Here is a 13,675-nt window from a genome sequence, read left to right on the forward strand (position 1 = left end):
TCGTATTACGAAGCGCTAAGATACCATTCAGTTTGAATGAGGATATGAAGTAAGGGGTTCTTTCTACGTCACAGTCTCGATGACTAAGGCGCGGCACTACCTCACTTACTTTATTGGTGAAATGCTAGCTAAACATTTCACCGTGAGAGATACAAGGCGCGGCACCGCCGCGCGTCAGGCACCGCCGCGCGAAAAAATTGTTGGCGTGCCCCTTGGGAGCGTTTGCATTAGAACCGGGGGCTTGTGTTGAATAGAAGTAGGGAAATTCCTTAATCTTTAGTGTTATTAACCACTTCGGGATTGGTTCGAACACCAGTTAACACGCCAAAATATTGATCTTTAACTGGAATTTTCTTTGGCACGATAGTTGTATCCTAATGATATTGCCAGCCTAGGTAGAAGTGGTTAACTCGGTATTGGTGCTGACTATTTTAAAGAGGAATTACAATGAAGCTATTAGGTATTATTCTACTTGTGGTCTTAGGACTCTATTTCGCGCCCGCCATTTTAGCTGCGGCGTTTGGAATTATAGTGTCGTTTGGTGCGCTGCTTGTTGTGGGCGGGCTCGCCGCATTCATTACCTTCGTTGTTGCGGGCAGTTTGTTTGCTGCTATCGTCGCCGGAGGCCTTGCTATACTTGTTCTCACTGTTGGTAGTTGGTTGCCAATCCTGTTGTTGGTTTTGTTTGCAGTGTGGTTGTTAAAGCGTACCCAAACGGCCTAAATTGCGGTAGAGTTGTTCCAGTATTTTACCGACGAGGTTTTTTATGGGAAAGCTCCTTACAGTAGTGTTTATTGTTCTACTCGCCGTATCAAATCCAGTTTCTGCAGAGATAGAGGTGGAAGATCTGTGGTTGAGGGAATCAATTCCCGGCCAGCCTAATGGCGCTGGCTTTGGTGTACTAAGAAACAGCAGCGATGTTGACATTTTTCTGGTTGGCGCCAGTATCGACATTGCTCATGACGTAGAAATCCACCAACATGTCATGGAATCTGGGCAAATGCGCATGGAGCAGATTGAAGCTCTCATGGTTCCGGCAAATGAAAGTGTTCGTATGCAGCCGGGCGGTTATCACCTTATGTTAATGAACCTAAAGTCGCCGTTGATAAAAGACGAGTGGCACGACGTTACGCTGATATTTAATGATGGCACTACTCTTGAGGTGAGCGTACCAGTAAGACCGCTAGTGCGTTAAGTTGTAGAAAATACACAGTGTTACATCCTTCCAGCAATGCAATTTAGCGAAGTTGTTGTACACTTAGAACACGGTTCAAGTTTAAGGAAGGATATTATGAAAGCGAAACATATTTTAACAACCGCAGCATTGGCGGCTATGCTCGTTGTTCCAGTTTCTGGGCACGCAGACCTGTTATTTGGTGTTCATGGAGAAGTTCAGTACTGGCAAGCCGAGAATAGCGGTTCATTCAGTCAGAATCCAAATCCCTTCAGTTGGGGCTGGGACGACGAAGGGGCAACTCGTGTTAGTTTGAGCCTTAATCACTTTGTTCCTTTTGTTCCAAACGTGATGATTCAAAAGCAGTGGCTAGAGTCGTCGGGTAGTACGCCACATGATTTTGATTTAGGGATAGGTAATACTGTATTTCAAGCAAATGCAAACGGATCGCTGCAGTATAACTGGGATTTAGCGCACGACACTTACACGCTTTATTACCGGTTTTTTGACAACAGTCTCGTGGGTTTTCATTTTGGAGTTGCCGCAAAGCGGTTTACCGGAGAGATGGAAGTAACCGATGGTAACACTGCGTTTCGTAGCCCAATTGATGAAACCGTACCTATGGCCTATCTCCGATTAAACGCCGGCTTGCCCTTCACTGGCTTATCGGTAAGAGCACAAGGATATCCCGTGTCTGTTGGTGATCATGAGGTGTATGACGTTGAAGCGTCGTTACGTTATGAATTTCTAGACAGCCTCGTATTAGATGGCGCAATTCAAATAGGCTATCGGGTTTTCAATGTTGCGTTTGAAGACGCCTCAGGGTTGTATACAGACTTCGAAATGAAAGGGCCATTCGCCAGCATTTCCCTTCATTTCTAGCTTTTCATCACTCATATTGGAGCAGGTATTTTGCTGAGAAAGCCTGCTCCAATTCCGCTAAATATTCTTGGTTTGGCTGCGTAATAATAAGCCGGCAGAGTTCTTCTCCAATTCCAGTGTATTTGAAATAGGTAACGATAAGCTCGTTCGCTAAAGGAATTAAGTGCGCTTTTGTGCCCGACCAAGAAAGCTGTAACGCTTGGTTTCGCTCCAGTAAGCCAGTCTCTATCAAATCTTGATGAATAATGCCGAGCTCCATGAGCGCTAAAAGGTCCGGGTAACTCAAACCACATCGACCGAGATTAATTTGGACTTGGCTTGGCTTGAGTAAGCGCAATAAGCCCGGACGCTGTTGATATCCGACCAATATTTTGTGTCGTCCAGATTTGCGGTCGAGCGCCGTGAAGCTCTTGGCCCGTTTCAAAATACTCGTTTCGTAGGCAGACAGTTCAGCCAATACGCGTAACGTTCGAATGGAAAACGAACTCGGTTGGCGGGTCTCAATCAGCAACACCCGCGCCCATAATTCCTGCATGCGAGGATTTGAGGTTTTCTCTGCGAGGGTTAGAAACAGCTCCAACCAATCAGGGTCGGGTTCGCTTATAGAGGTAACTCGTTCACTGCGGTCGAGCGCGAGGCTTACGATCGACTCGATATTTCTTTGATGCCGCGCCGCGATGCTGTCCGACCGATATTTTGCCCGCAGTTCAACGTGATCAAATCCCGTGGAGCCCGAACGTATATAACTGACACCTAGCTCTTCTAGGCTTTGTTGCAGTCGGCTTCGCGTTCTACATGGTGTAATAATAACTTTTTCTTGTGGTGCTGTTTTCATATTTGCCTACCTTTAATACCCCTTAACTATTTCATCGGCATCGAGCGAGATATATTGAGGTAATTGCGTGTAAAGAAAAAAGTTATACGAATTAATTCGGGTTGAAGTATGATGTAAAAACGTACAAAAGGTGAGGGTCTATTATGGCAACGCTTGATCCGCAAGATAGCTTAGTGTTTTCCGATGAGTCGGAAACCGCAAAGAGGCGTTTGAGTCGATCACCTTGGCGTGTTCTCATTGCGGATGATGATCCCGAAATACATGCTGTTACAAAATTAGCGCTGTCAGACTTCGTGTTGGAAAATCGGGAGATTGAGTTTTTATCGGCGTATAGCGGCGCCGAAACGATAAGGATTCTTCGTGATGAACCCAACGTTGCCATGGTGTTGCTCGACGTTGTTATGGAACAAGACGATTCAGGTTTACGTGCCGTTCAACAAATTCGCCAAGAGCTTGGTAACGAAGAAATCCGAATTATCTTACGAACAGGGCAACCCGGTTACGCTCCAGAAGAAGACGTAATAACCACCTACGATATTAACGATTACAAAACCAAAACCGAGCTTACCCGTAATAAATTGCTCACCACGGTGGTGTCGGCTTTACGCTCTTACCGGCAAATACGTACCATTAATCAGAGCCGCAAGGGCTTAGAGAAAATCATACGCGCCGCAGCGAACCTGATGGAACGACATTCGATTATTAACTTTTCTGAGGGAGTAGTTACGCAGCTCGCGTCTTTGCTGGGTATGAACCCTGAAGGTTTGTTATGCGTTCGGTCAGAGAGTGAAGAGCTCGAAGAGCGTATAATTGTACTTGGCGCTGCAGGGCATTATGCAGGTGCAATTCAGCAACCGTTAGAAGCAATTAACAATGATGCAGTACTGAGCGCGGTAATGGAGTGTTTGCAAGCACGTGAACACGTGTATTTACCCCAAGCAACAGTTTTCTATATTCAAAGTAAAGGGTTACATGCGGCTGCCTACCTAGAAAACCAAAGAAAGTTAGAGCTAATTGATCATCAGTTGCTCGAAATTTTCCTTGCCAATATAACCATTGGTTTTGAGAACGTAAATTTGTTTGAAGAGCTCAAGGCAGCCGCTTATCGGGACCCTCTCACAGGGCTTCCTAATCGAGCGGAATTTTCCCGTTTACTGCAAGAAAGCTTAACAAGGGAAACGGAAAACGTTTTTGCAATATGCGATGTGCGCCATTTCTCGGACGTGAATGAAACCTTAGGGCAAGACGTCGGCAACAAGCTTTTACATGCCATCGGCGAGCGCTTCTCAGCAGCTTTTAAAGACGACGTGGTAGTGGCGCGTATCGGTGCTGATGTTTTTGGGCTGATTGGTTCGCGCCAGAATATTACGCCGGAGCGTATCCGACAGATATACAGTGAGCCCTATAGCGCTGGTGAGGATCGTATACCGGTAACAATGACAGTGGGCTTGACGCAACTACACGACGCACAATCTGGGCTTGATATTCTGAAGCAGTGCTATATCGCTCTGAAAAATGCCAAGCTTCACAAGTTGAACGGTTATGCCTATTTTCACCCACAAATGGAGGAAGATACCTCTCGGCGGCTCGACCTTGTTCGACGCCTACGATCGGACTTCCTCGCGAATAAACTCGAGGTTTGGTTTCAACCACAGGTGAGTGTCAATGAATTAAAGGTTACCGGTTTTGAAGCTTTATTGCGCTGGCCGCAAGCGGATGGAAGCTATATCCCACCCGCAGAATTTATACCACTGGCTGAATATTCGGGACTTATCGTCGATATTGGTGCGTGGGTTCTGGAAGAATCCTGTCGAGCTCTTCGTGAGTTAAGCACATTATGCGGCCGTACACTGAGGATGGCGGTGAATGTATCTATTCCTCAGTTTAGGAATTTAGAGTTTCCCAACCAAGTCGAGCGCGTGCTACAGCAGTATAATATTGCCGAGGGGCGGCTTGAGTTAGAAATTACTGAGTCGATTGTAATGGACGATCCAACCATGGTCATTGAAATCTTGAAACGGCTTAGAAGCAGAGGTGTGGGCATTGCTATTGATGATTTTGGCGTTGGTTTTTCGTCGCTAAACTATATTCAGCAACTCCCCGTGAGTAAGCTTAAGATCGATCGTACCTTCGTACAACAGGCCGATACAAGTAGTGGTGCTGTTCTCGTTGAAACCATTTCTCGCATGGGACAACAGTTAGGCTTAGAAACCATTGTAGAAGGTATTGAAACTGTTGAGCAGCTCAATTATTTTCGGCAGCTAAAAATTGCGGAGGCACAGGGATATATTTTTGCAAAACCCATGCCTTTAGCCGCATTGAAGGAGATGTTGGAACTTGGTCAATGTAGCCTTAGCTTGTTGAGTACAACGCCTAAATAACGTTTAGAAGTACGACTCAACGGAATCGGCAGTAAGCTGATAGCCCACTAAGGCAAGGTCAGAGTCTCGGTGCTCAACTTTAATTGTTCCCGTGATCCACACGGCGTCGTAGGTTACCGCGTACGGAACCCCTTCAGGAAACTCTACATGAATAATTTGGTTGGGTGGTGGCGGTGGAACATGAATGCAGGCGCCAAAGTAAGGCACAAGTAAGAACTCAGTAACTCGTCTGTCGTCGCCCTCAAGAGGTACAATATAACCTGGAATTTTTATCGATTGCCCGTCGAGTGCTTCCACCACTGGCGCGTCTAAATGGGGTTGAATTTGCGCCTCTGGATTCATTTCATAAAATGACGGATCTTGCACAGCCGGCACTTCATAGTCTTCCGGTTTTAACTCAGACCAGCGTATTTCGCGGGGCTCTGCAGCAATGACATTATTGAGCGCAAAAAGCGACACCAACAGAACACTAACGCTTTGAATAAATGTGCGCATGGTACCCTCGCTGATTAGAACAAAAGAAGGCAGGAGCGATGAACACTCCTGCGTTTATGGGCCTTATGATTTTTCTTGCGCGCGAGCGAAAGAAGTCTCAATTTCGGCTTTAGCAGCAGCAGCATCGCCCCAGCCTTTCACTTCGACCCATTTGCCTTTCTCAAGTTCTTTGTAGCGCTCAAAGAAATGCTTAATTTGTGCTTTGAGAAGTTCAGGAAGGTCGTTCACGTCTTGAATATGGTCATATTCTTTCGTGAGCTTGCTTACCGGCACAGCAACCACTTTTGCGTCTTCACCTGACTCGTCGGCCATATTCAATACGCCGACAGGGCGGCAACGAATTACCGAGCCTGGCATGAGTGGGTAAGGAGTAGGCACAAGTACGTCTACTGGGTCACCGTCGAGCGATAAGGTTTGATTTACAAAGCCATAATTGCACGGGTAGAACATCGGAGTAGACATAAAGCGATCAACCCACACTGTTGCAGTGTCTTTGTCGACTTCATATTTTATTGGATCTGCGTTAGCTGGAATTTCAATAATTACGTTAATCTCTTCAGGCAGGTTTTTACCCGCCGGTACGTCATTCAAGCTCATTGTGGTTTCCTTTTGAACATTAAAACAAAAAATAAAAAGCTAAAATCTTGATTTTAAGGCGAGTCGAACCGTGTGCAAGGAATTTTCTTGTAGTATCCCAAGCATTCATCAACTTCCTCTTTCGACCCCATAATCACCGAAACGCGTTGGTGAATGTCGGTCGGCTGCAGTGACATAATTCGTTCGTAGCCAGTGCTCGAGCGCCCGCCTGCCTGCTCTACCAAGAAGCTCATAGGGTTAGCTTCATAAAGTAAACGGAGCTTACAGGGCTTGTCGCTGTTTTTGCAGTCGGCCGGATACATAAATATGCCACTGCGAGTTAACACGCGGTGAACGTCCGACACCATTGCTGCATTCCAGCGCATGTTAAAATTCTTTGCCCGAGGCCCTTCACTGCCAGAAAGTAAGTCAGCGATGTAGTGCTTCATGGGTTCTGCCCAAAACCGCTGATTCGACATATTAATCGCGAATTCTTGGGTGGTTTTGGGTATTTCTAGTTTTTCGACTGTAAGCAGAAATTCGCCAACAGTGTGGTCAAGGGTGTAAGCGCGTACGCCTTTGCCCGTAGTCATAACCAACATAGTTGACGGGCCATAAAGAATATATCCCGCTGCAATTTGCTCATCGCCGGTTTGTAAAAACAGCTCTTTGCCTTCAGCGGCATGATCTGGTTTTTCTAAAATGGTGAAAATAGTACCAACTGAGCCATTAATGTCGATATTTGAACTGCCGTCGAGTGGGTCAAAAGCAACTAAATACTTGGCATCTGGGTTACCCATTACAACGTCGTCTTCTTCTTCTGAGGCAACCGCATGAACCAGGTTGGTCTCTAAGAGCATATTCTTAATCAATTGATTAGAAACAATGTCGAGCTTTTTTTGTGTTTCGCCCTGAATGTTTTCATCGAGTGTTGAGCCTAGTGTGCCGGCTAGGCTGCCCTGATGAAGACGATGCGAAATTTCTTTTGCGGCGGTAAGAAGGGTATTAATTACGGAAATTAGATGAAGCGGCACATGGTCGCTGTTCAGTACCGGAATTAAACGTTGCATGCAGGGCCTCGCGATTGCTAGCAAATGAGCATTAATTGGGTTCGAAAAACGCGACATAGTGTAACGGAATTGCACGAGAAATGCCCGAAATTATGCTTTACAATGGACGCTGAATATTAGCGGGAGCAGAAGTTTGGCAAAACATATCCATATATTAGGCATTTGCGGCACCTTTATGGTCGGAGTGGCAGCTTTAGCGCGCGAACTGGGTTACCGAGTTACGGGCTGGGATCAAAACGTTTATCCACCCATGAGCACCCAACTAGAGCGGTTAGGTATTGAGTTAACGTCGAGCTTGAGCCCAGAGCAGTTTAGCCCACAACCTGACGTAATTTTGGTTGGCAATGCCATGAGCCGAGGCCATCCACTGGTCGAACATATGCTCGAGCAGGGTATGTTTTTTCAATCCGGGCCTCAGTGGTTAGGTGAAACCTTGCTGCGTAACCGTCATGTATTTGCGGTAGCGGGAACGCACGGTAAAACTACCACCGCGAGTATGTTAACTGCCATTTTGGAACACGCAGGGTTAGCACCTAGTTTTCTAGTGGGCGGAGTGGTTAAGCCCTTTGAACAAACTGCGCGACTGACCAACAGCCGGTACTTTGTGATTGAAGCTGACGAATACGACACGGCGTTTTTCGATAAACGTTCCAAGTTCCTTCACTACTTCCCGAATACCTTTCTTATTAATAACCTTGAATTTGATCATGCCGATATTTTTGCCGACATAACGGCAATTCAGCGTCAATTTGCGCATGGCTTACGGTTAGTACCTGCTTCTGGTCAAGTGGTTACGCCGGCCGGTGTTGCTGCTATCGACGAAGTTTTAACCCAAGGCTGTTGGAGCGAACGTATTACGGCCGGTGTGCCGGAACACTGGTTCGTTTCTGATGTTGCGAACGACGGTTCGTCGTTTAACCTTCATTATCAGCAGCAGTTCGTGGGTAAGGTGAACTGGAACTTACTTGGCCAGCATAATGTGAACAACGCTTTAATGGCGGCAGCGGCAGCGGCGCAAGCGGGCGTTTCCGGAGCTACTATTGTCGCTGCGCTCGAAAACTTTAGCGCACCGGCGCGGCGCATGGAAATAAAAGCAGAGCTTGCGGGCATTACCCTTTACGACGATTTTGCGCATCACCCTACGGCAATAGAAACAACCCTTGCGGGCTTACGTGCCAAGGTGGGAGCGCAACGGGTGGTTGCCATTTTTGAAGCACGCTCAAACACAATGAAAGCAGGGGTGCATCGCGGTAAGTTGGCACCCGCATTTGCGCAAGCAAACTGCGTTTATGCACTGCAATCGCCAGCTACACAGTTCTCGCTCGTTGAAGAAGGAAAGGACGCCGCTACGCCTTGGGTGGTAGAATCGTCGGTTGAAGCGCTCTTAGCTCAACTATTGACGAATGAGCAAGGCCCCGCGCACTGGGTCATTATGAGTAATGGTGGGTTCGACGGAATTCATGCCAAATTAATTGCTGCTCTAAGCGAACGCGAGGCAAAGTAGCTTGAAATTATACGAGGATATGTCGAATGGTTGATTCGTTCAAAAGAGCGCCGCAACAAGTTACGCTCGCAATTACCGGCGCTTCTGGCGCACCTTACGCATTGCGACTGCTCGAAACCATGCTGGCCCAAGATGTTGACGTTTTCCTGATGATGTCGAGTGCTGCGCGCGTTGTGTTTGCCGCAGAAGAGAACATGAAGCTACCTTCGGCACCCGAAGCACTGCAACAAAAGCTTGGCGAATACTTCTCGGCGCGTGGCATAAGTCTTAGAGCGCAACAACTTCGTGTGTTTGGTAAAGAAGAGTGGTTTTCTCCGGTAGCGTCAGGTTCGGCAGCGCCCAAGAACATGGTGGTTTGCCCATGCTCTACCGGTACCCTTAGCGCTATAGCCACTGGGGCGAGCAATACCCTAATTGAACGAGCGGCAGACGTGGTATTGAAAGAAAGAGGACAACTTATTCTTGTACCGCGTGAAATGCCCTTGAATGCTATCCACCTCGAACATATGTTAAAGCTATCGCAATTGGGCGTCACAATAATGCCCGCATCGCCGGGTTTTTATCATCAACCACAAAGCATTCACGACCTCGTTGATTTTGTGGTGGCTCGCATTCTCGATCATCTGAATTTAGCCCAAGACTTTGTGCCTCGTTGGGGCTACACCAAGCACTCGAATAAGGAGTAGTAACGTGACTTATGCGCTTGAAATTAGCGGTTTAAAGAAAACCTACAAAGGTGGGTTTGAAGCGCTTAAAGGGTTAAACCTTACTGTAAATGCAGGCGACTTTTATGCCTTGCTCGGGCCAAACGGTGCTGGTAAATCAACCACGATTGGCATTATATCTTCGCTCGTTAATAAGTCGGCCGGCAGCGTAAAGGTGTTTGGTTATGACTTGGACTCACAAAAAACACAAGTAAAGCAGCAAATTGGTTTAGTGCCGCAAGAATTCAACTTTAACCAGTTTGAAACCGTGCTGCAGATTGTTGTGAATCAGGCTGGGTATTATGGTGTGCCGCGTGAACTTGCTAAACAGCGGGCGGAAAAATACCTGAGCCAGCTAGGGCTTTGGGAAAAGCGTAATTCACCCGCGCGAAGTTTGTCGGGCGGCATGAAGCGCCGGCTAATGATCGCACGCGCTTTGTTGCATGAACCGAAACTATTAATTCTCGACGAGCCCACCGCGGGGGTGGACATTGAATTACGCCGCAGCATGTGGGAGTTTCTCAAACGCATTAATAGCGAAGGTGTGAGTATTATTCTTACCACGCACTATTTAGAAGAAGCGGAAATGCTCTGTCGCAACATCGGTATTATCGACAAAGGCGAGATTATTGAGAATACATCGATGAAGTCGTTACTTGGGAAGCTCAATATGGAAACCTTTATTCTTGATTTAGCGCCGGTTGAAAACACGGTTACTTTAAGCACTGTGAATATGCGCCAACTTGACGACCACACCATTGAAGTGGACGTGCCGAAAGCCGAAGGCTTGAATAATGTGTTTTCCGAATTAAGCCAGCAGGGGGTGAAAGTGTTGTCGATGCGCAATAAGGCGAATCGCTTGGAGGAGTTATTTGTTCATCTTGTAGAGCAAGGCCGCCAAGATAAGGAGGCGGTGTAATGCAGCATTTAATTCATTTCAATGCGTTAAAAACGATTTGGATAAAAGAATGTACTCGATTCCTACGTATTTGGGTGCAAACGCTGGTGCCGCCTGCTATTACCATGACCCTTTATTTTATTATTTTTGGTAGCTTAATTGGTCAGCGCATAGGAGAAATGGGTGGCGTTTCCTACATGGAGTTTATTGTTCCTGGGCTGATTATGATGTCGGTAATTACCAGTGCCTATTCCAATGTAGCTTCTTCGTTCTTTAGTGCCAAGTTTCAGCGCAATATTGAAGAAATGTTGGTAGCGCCAGTTTCCAACCTCACCATTATTTTGGGTTATGTTGGCGGCGGTGTTGCACGAGCGCTGCTGGTTGCGCTCATTGTCACTGTGGTGTCGAGTTTCTTTGTGCCACTCAATATTCAGAGTTTTGGCATGATTATCGCTACTGTGCTGCTCACTGCTACTCTATTTGCTCTCGGTGGGTTGCTGAACGCTTTGTTCGCAAAAACCTTCGACGATATCTCTATTATTCCAACCTTTGTGCTCACCCCTTTAACCTACTTAGGTGGGGTGTTTTATTCAATTACCTTGCTGCCTGACTGGGCGCAGGTTGTGTCGCAAGCGAACCCTATTATCTATATGGTCAATGGCTTCCGTGCCGGCTTTATTGGTGTGTCTGACATTCAACCGGCAATTGCTATTGGCGTTCTTGTGGCGTTTAATGCGGTATTTCTAACGGTAGCGTGGAGCTTGTTGAAGCGTGGCGCGGGCATTCGTAGCTAATGGTGCAAAAGTTAGCTCGCTCGATCACCACGAATCAGCACGGCGTGCACGAAGACACAGCGTTTTATGTGCGGAGGTATCAGCACACTGACTTTAAAAAGCCCGTGGCGGATCATAGCCGAGAAGCCTTTGACAGCGTAGCGGAGCTGGTGAGTGCGTGGCGTGGTGAGGTTATTCTCGACTCCTGCTGTGGCGTGGGTGAGAGTACCGCGGTTATTGCAGGGCGCAATCCTAACGCACTTGTGATTGGCGTAGACAAATCTGCTCACCGCCTGCAGCGCAATTTGCAGCACAAAACAAAGGCTGAAGGGCAAACGTATTATTTGTTGCGGGCCGACTTGAACGACTTCTGGCGGCTCGCTGCAGAGGCAAACTGGGTGCTTGCGAAACACTTTTTGCTTTACCCAAACCCCTACCCTAAACAGAAGCATTTACAGCGGCGTTGGCATGCGAGCCCTGTTTTCCCGAGTGTGGTAGCGCTCGGTGGTCACCTCACCATGCGTAGTAATTGGTTTATTTATTTACAAGAAATGGCGGTGGCACTGCGTTGCTATCAAAGAGCCGCTAGCGTTGCTGAACTTGCGGAAAATGAAATGCCAATTACGCCCTTTGAACGCAAGTATAAAGAGGCCGGGCAGGCTCTATTTGAATTGCAGGCAGACTTAACTGTTGAGGCTAATTAACCCGGCTTCCAATGCCGCTTTGCGAAGCTCACCGCGCAACCGTGGAGCTTGGGCTGCAATGTCGCGTTGCTCGCGTAAAATTTCTTGCAGCATGGTTTCGGTAGTCAGCGGGTTTGCCAACACGGTGCGGAACACCACAGTCGGTTCGTGATGGTATTGTGCCGGCGTAAGCTTGGTTCGAGAGACAAACGACTTGCCCGACTCGCGCTGACTCTTTTGAATAAAGCGTGTTAAGGCATTTAAGGCAGGCGTAACGGCGGCCACTTGTTCAGCTGAGGCCTTTGTTAACGCGGCCTTTATGTCTGCCGGAATATAACGATAGGTGAGCAAACAAAGTTCGGGGTGAGTAATAACCTCAAAATCTTTTTGCTGTTCTATGAGGCTGGCAAAATATTGCGCCTTTTCCAAACTGGTGTCGATTAACAGTTCAAAGCCTTTGCGCCCCATCACATGCAGTGCTGAATACACGAGCATCGCCATGCCGGGTCGTGACCCTTCTAAAGTTCTGCTGCCGAGGTCTTTTGAACCACGGCGAATAATATATTCCGCATGGTGTTCTATGGCATTGGCTAAGTGGGCTTGTTTGAACAGCACCATTCCGGCGCCCATAGGCACGTACATTTGTTTGTGGGCGTCGATAGTGACGCTGTCGGCTCGCTCAACACCTTTCATGAGTGAGCGGTGTGTTGACGATAACAAGGTTGCGCCGCCCCAAGCTGCGTCGATATGAAAGTGAGCCTGATATTGCTCTGCTACATCGGCCATGGCGTCGAGCGGGTCAATGTGGCCGGTCTCGGTGGTACCTGCAATGCCCACAATCGCCATTACTTTACTGCCTTCGCGGGTAAGTTTGGCGCACGTTTTTTGCAATTCGCGTACCTGAATACGGTTGTTCTCGTCGGTAGCAATAGGAATGAGGTTCTTGCGACCAATGCCGAGCACGTCTGCGGCTTTCGACAATGAATAGTGGCCGCGTTCAGACACCAGCACAACCAAGCGCTTGTAGCCATAGTGCATAAGTCCAGCCGCGAGCCCTTCAGCACTAATACCGGTGAAGTCGCTATCTGCGGCAAGCACCCGATTGCGTGCAACCCATAGCGCCGTTATGTTAGCGACCGTACCGCCGGAACAAAATGCACCAAGTGAATGCTCAGCACTATGCATCCACTGCTGGTAAAACCGTTCAGTTTCGCCGTACACCAAGTGGTGCATCATGCCTAAAACCTGACGCTCAAGCGGGGTAAACGCCTTAGAGGTTTCAATTTTGACCAAGTTCTGGTTGAGGCCCACCATCAGTTTGGCGAGCGGCAGAAGGAAATAAGGCAATGCAGAGGTCATGTGGCCGATAAAACGCGGCGACGCGGTATGCACAGAATGCGCTACTAACTTGTTCAGCAGGGATTCTGTGTGATCGGAAACAAATTCGGGCTGCTCAGGGATTGTGCTGTCGGCAAAGTCGCGCTCAATTTCGTGCAACGGCTTTTCTTTTGCCACAATATGGTTCGTCAGAAAACCGTCGAGGTTTTCCGATAAATGCTGTTCGATACGCCCTAGTGTCGAGTCTGGTGCTTCGGGAATAGTAAAGATCCGATGCAGAGCGTCCAAGCTCACTTCAGCTGAATGTTTAGGTGCCAAACGTACTCGTCCCCGTATTTTTGCAAGCGGCAGACTTTAGCATA

Annotated in this window: 14 protein-coding genes; 9 read left to right on the plus strand and 5 right to left on the minus strand. The window is 47.7% G+C overall.

All coding sequences use genetic code 11. The features are described 5' to 3' along the window. Nucleotides 1-447 precede the first annotated feature (447 nt). From DQW12_RS10755 to DQW12_RS10765, 3 genes are all read left to right on the plus strand, one after another. Nucleotides 448-723 (plus strand): hypothetical protein, encoded by a 276-nt coding sequence (locus tag DQW12_RS10755; protein WP_113907878.1) that lies wholly within the window; start codon nt 448-450, stop codon nt 721-723. Nucleotides 724-766: 43 nt separating this feature from the next. Further along, entirely contained in the window at nt 767-1,195 is a 429-nt protein-coding gene (locus DQW12_RS10760) for a copper chaperone PCu(A)C (RefSeq protein WP_113907879.1), read from the plus strand. A 96-nt stretch (nt 1,196-1,291) separates the two neighbouring features. Then, entirely contained in the window at nt 1,292-2,056 is a 765-nt protein-coding gene (locus DQW12_RS10765; protein ID WP_157957909.1) for a TIGR04219 family outer membrane beta-barrel protein, read from the plus strand. A gap of 7 nt (nt 2,057-2,063) precedes the next feature. On the opposite strand, the gene DQW12_RS10770 is transcribed toward DQW12_RS10765, so the two are convergent. After that, nucleotides 2,064-2,891, minus strand: a complete 828-nt coding sequence (locus DQW12_RS10770) for a TIGR03899 family protein (RefSeq protein ID WP_113907881.1) — start codon at nt 2,889-2,891, stop codon at nt 2,064-2,066. Between the two features lie 143 nt (nt 2,892-3,034). Here DQW12_RS10770 and DQW12_RS10775 point away from each other — a divergent pair, with 143 nt between their 5' ends. Further along, the gene (locus DQW12_RS10775) at nt 3,035-5,272 is read left to right on the plus strand and encodes a GGDEF/EAL domain-containing response regulator (RefSeq protein ID WP_113907882.1); all 2,238 of its coding nucleotides are present in this window, start codon (nt 3,035-3,037) and stop codon (nt 5,270-5,272) included. A gap of 3 nt (nt 5,273-5,275) precedes the next feature. Here the strand turns inward: DQW12_RS10775 and DQW12_RS10780 are convergent, their stop codons facing one another. The 3 genes from DQW12_RS10780 to DQW12_RS10790 form a co-directional block, all read right to left on the minus strand. Next, nucleotides 5,276-5,767 (minus strand): DUF3299 domain-containing protein, encoded by a 492-nt coding sequence (locus tag DQW12_RS10780; RefSeq protein WP_113907883.1) that lies wholly within the window; start codon nt 5,765-5,767, stop codon nt 5,276-5,278. Nucleotides 5,768-5,830: 63 nt separating this feature from the next. Further along, nucleotides 5,831-6,364, minus strand: coding sequence for an inorganic diphosphatase (gene ppa, locus DQW12_RS10785; RefSeq protein WP_113907884.1), 534 nt, complete (start codon nt 6,362-6,364; stop codon nt 5,831-5,833). A 53-nt stretch (nt 6,365-6,417) separates the two neighbouring features. Further along, nucleotides 6,418-7,413: a class 1 fructose-bisphosphatase gene (locus tag DQW12_RS10790; protein WP_113907885.1), complete on the minus strand. Its 996-nt coding sequence runs from the start codon at nt 7,411-7,413 to the stop codon at nt 6,418-6,420. A 133-nt stretch (nt 7,414-7,546) separates the two neighbouring features. Here DQW12_RS10790 and mpl point away from each other — a divergent pair, with 133 nt between their 5' ends. Genes mpl through trmB form a run of 5 tightly spaced genes read left to right on the plus strand, consistent with a single transcriptional unit; the run spans nt 7,547 to nt 11,996 of the window. Further along, nucleotides 7,547-8,917, plus strand: coding sequence for a UDP-N-acetylmuramate:L-alanyl-gamma-D-glutamyl-meso-diaminopimelate ligase (gene mpl, locus DQW12_RS10795; protein WP_198683954.1), 1,371 nt, complete (start codon nt 7,547-7,549; stop codon nt 8,915-8,917). A gap of 26 nt (nt 8,918-8,943) precedes the next feature. Then, nucleotides 8,944-9,603: a flavin prenyltransferase UbiX gene (locus DQW12_RS10800; RefSeq protein ID WP_113907887.1), complete on the plus strand. Its 660-nt coding sequence runs from the start codon at nt 8,944-8,946 to the stop codon at nt 9,601-9,603. A gap of 4 nt (nt 9,604-9,607) precedes the next feature. Beyond that, nucleotides 9,608-10,540, plus strand: coding sequence for an ABC transporter ATP-binding protein (locus tag DQW12_RS10805; RefSeq protein ID WP_113907888.1), 933 nt, complete (start codon nt 9,608-9,610; stop codon nt 10,538-10,540). Beyond that, complete coding sequence (locus DQW12_RS10810) at nt 10,540-11,313, plus strand: ABC transporter permease (RefSeq protein ID WP_113907889.1); 774 nt, start codon at nt 10,540-10,542, stop codon at nt 11,311-11,313. The genes DQW12_RS10805 and DQW12_RS10810 overlap by 1 nt, the downstream gene beginning before the upstream one ends. Then, complete coding sequence (gene trmB / locus DQW12_RS10815; RefSeq protein WP_113907890.1) at nt 11,313-11,996, plus strand: tRNA (guanine(46)-N(7))-methyltransferase TrmB; 684 nt, start codon at nt 11,313-11,315, stop codon at nt 11,994-11,996. Before DQW12_RS10810 ends, trmB begins: the two co-directional genes overlap by 1 nt. Here the strand turns inward: trmB and panP are convergent. Continuing rightward, nucleotides 11,976-13,631: a pyridoxal-dependent aspartate 1-decarboxylase PanP gene (gene panP / locus DQW12_RS10820; RefSeq protein WP_113907891.1), complete on the minus strand. Its 1,656-nt coding sequence runs from the start codon at nt 13,629-13,631 to the stop codon at nt 11,976-11,978. The genes trmB and panP overlap by 21 nt on opposite strands. Between the last annotated feature and the right edge of the window lie 44 nt (nt 13,632-13,675).

Origin of the sequence: Aliidiomarina celeris (genome assembly GCF_003316875.1) — a bacterium.
In the GTDB taxonomy this organism is placed as follows: domain Bacteria; phylum Pseudomonadota; class Gammaproteobacteria; order Enterobacterales; family Alteromonadaceae; genus Aliidiomarina; species Aliidiomarina celeris.

Excerpts from the sequence above, each read along its gene's own strand:
- DQW12_RS10755 (WP_113907878.1), top strand. The coding sequence starts at position 448 with ATGAAGCTATTAGGTATTATTCTACTTGTGGTCTTAGGACTCTATTTC.
- DQW12_RS10760 (WP_113907879.1), top strand. The coding sequence starts at position 767 with ATGGGAAAGCTCCTTACAGTAGTGTTTATTGTTCTACTCGCCGTATCA.
- DQW12_RS10765 (WP_157957909.1), top strand. The coding sequence starts at position 1,292 with ATGAAAGCGAAACATATTTTAACAACCGCAGCATTGGCGGCTATGCTC.
- DQW12_RS10770 (WP_113907881.1), bottom strand. The coding sequence starts at position 2,891 with ATGAAAACAGCACCACAAGAAAAAGTTATTATTACACCATGTAGAACG.
- DQW12_RS10775 (WP_113907882.1), top strand. The coding sequence starts at position 3,035 with ATGGCAACGCTTGATCCGCAAGATAGCTTAGTGTTTTCCGATGAGTCG.
- DQW12_RS10780 (WP_113907883.1), bottom strand. The coding sequence starts at position 5,767 with ATGCGCACATTTATTCAAAGCGTTAGTGTTCTGTTGGTGTCGCTTTTT.
- ppa (WP_113907884.1), bottom strand. The coding sequence starts at position 6,364 with ATGAGCTTGAATGACGTACCGGCGGGTAAAAACCTGCCTGAAGAGATT.
- DQW12_RS10790 (WP_113907885.1), bottom strand. The coding sequence starts at position 7,413 with ATGCAACGTTTAATTCCGGTACTGAACAGCGACCATGTGCCGCTTCAT.
- DQW12_RS10800 (WP_113907887.1), top strand. The coding sequence starts at position 8,944 with ATGGTTGATTCGTTCAAAAGAGCGCCGCAACAAGTTACGCTCGCAATT.
- DQW12_RS10810 (WP_113907889.1), top strand. The coding sequence starts at position 10,540 with ATGCAGCATTTAATTCATTTCAATGCGTTAAAAACGATTTGGATAAAA.
- trmB (WP_113907890.1), top strand. The coding sequence starts at position 11,313 with ATGGTGCAAAAGTTAGCTCGCTCGATCACCACGAATCAGCACGGCGTG.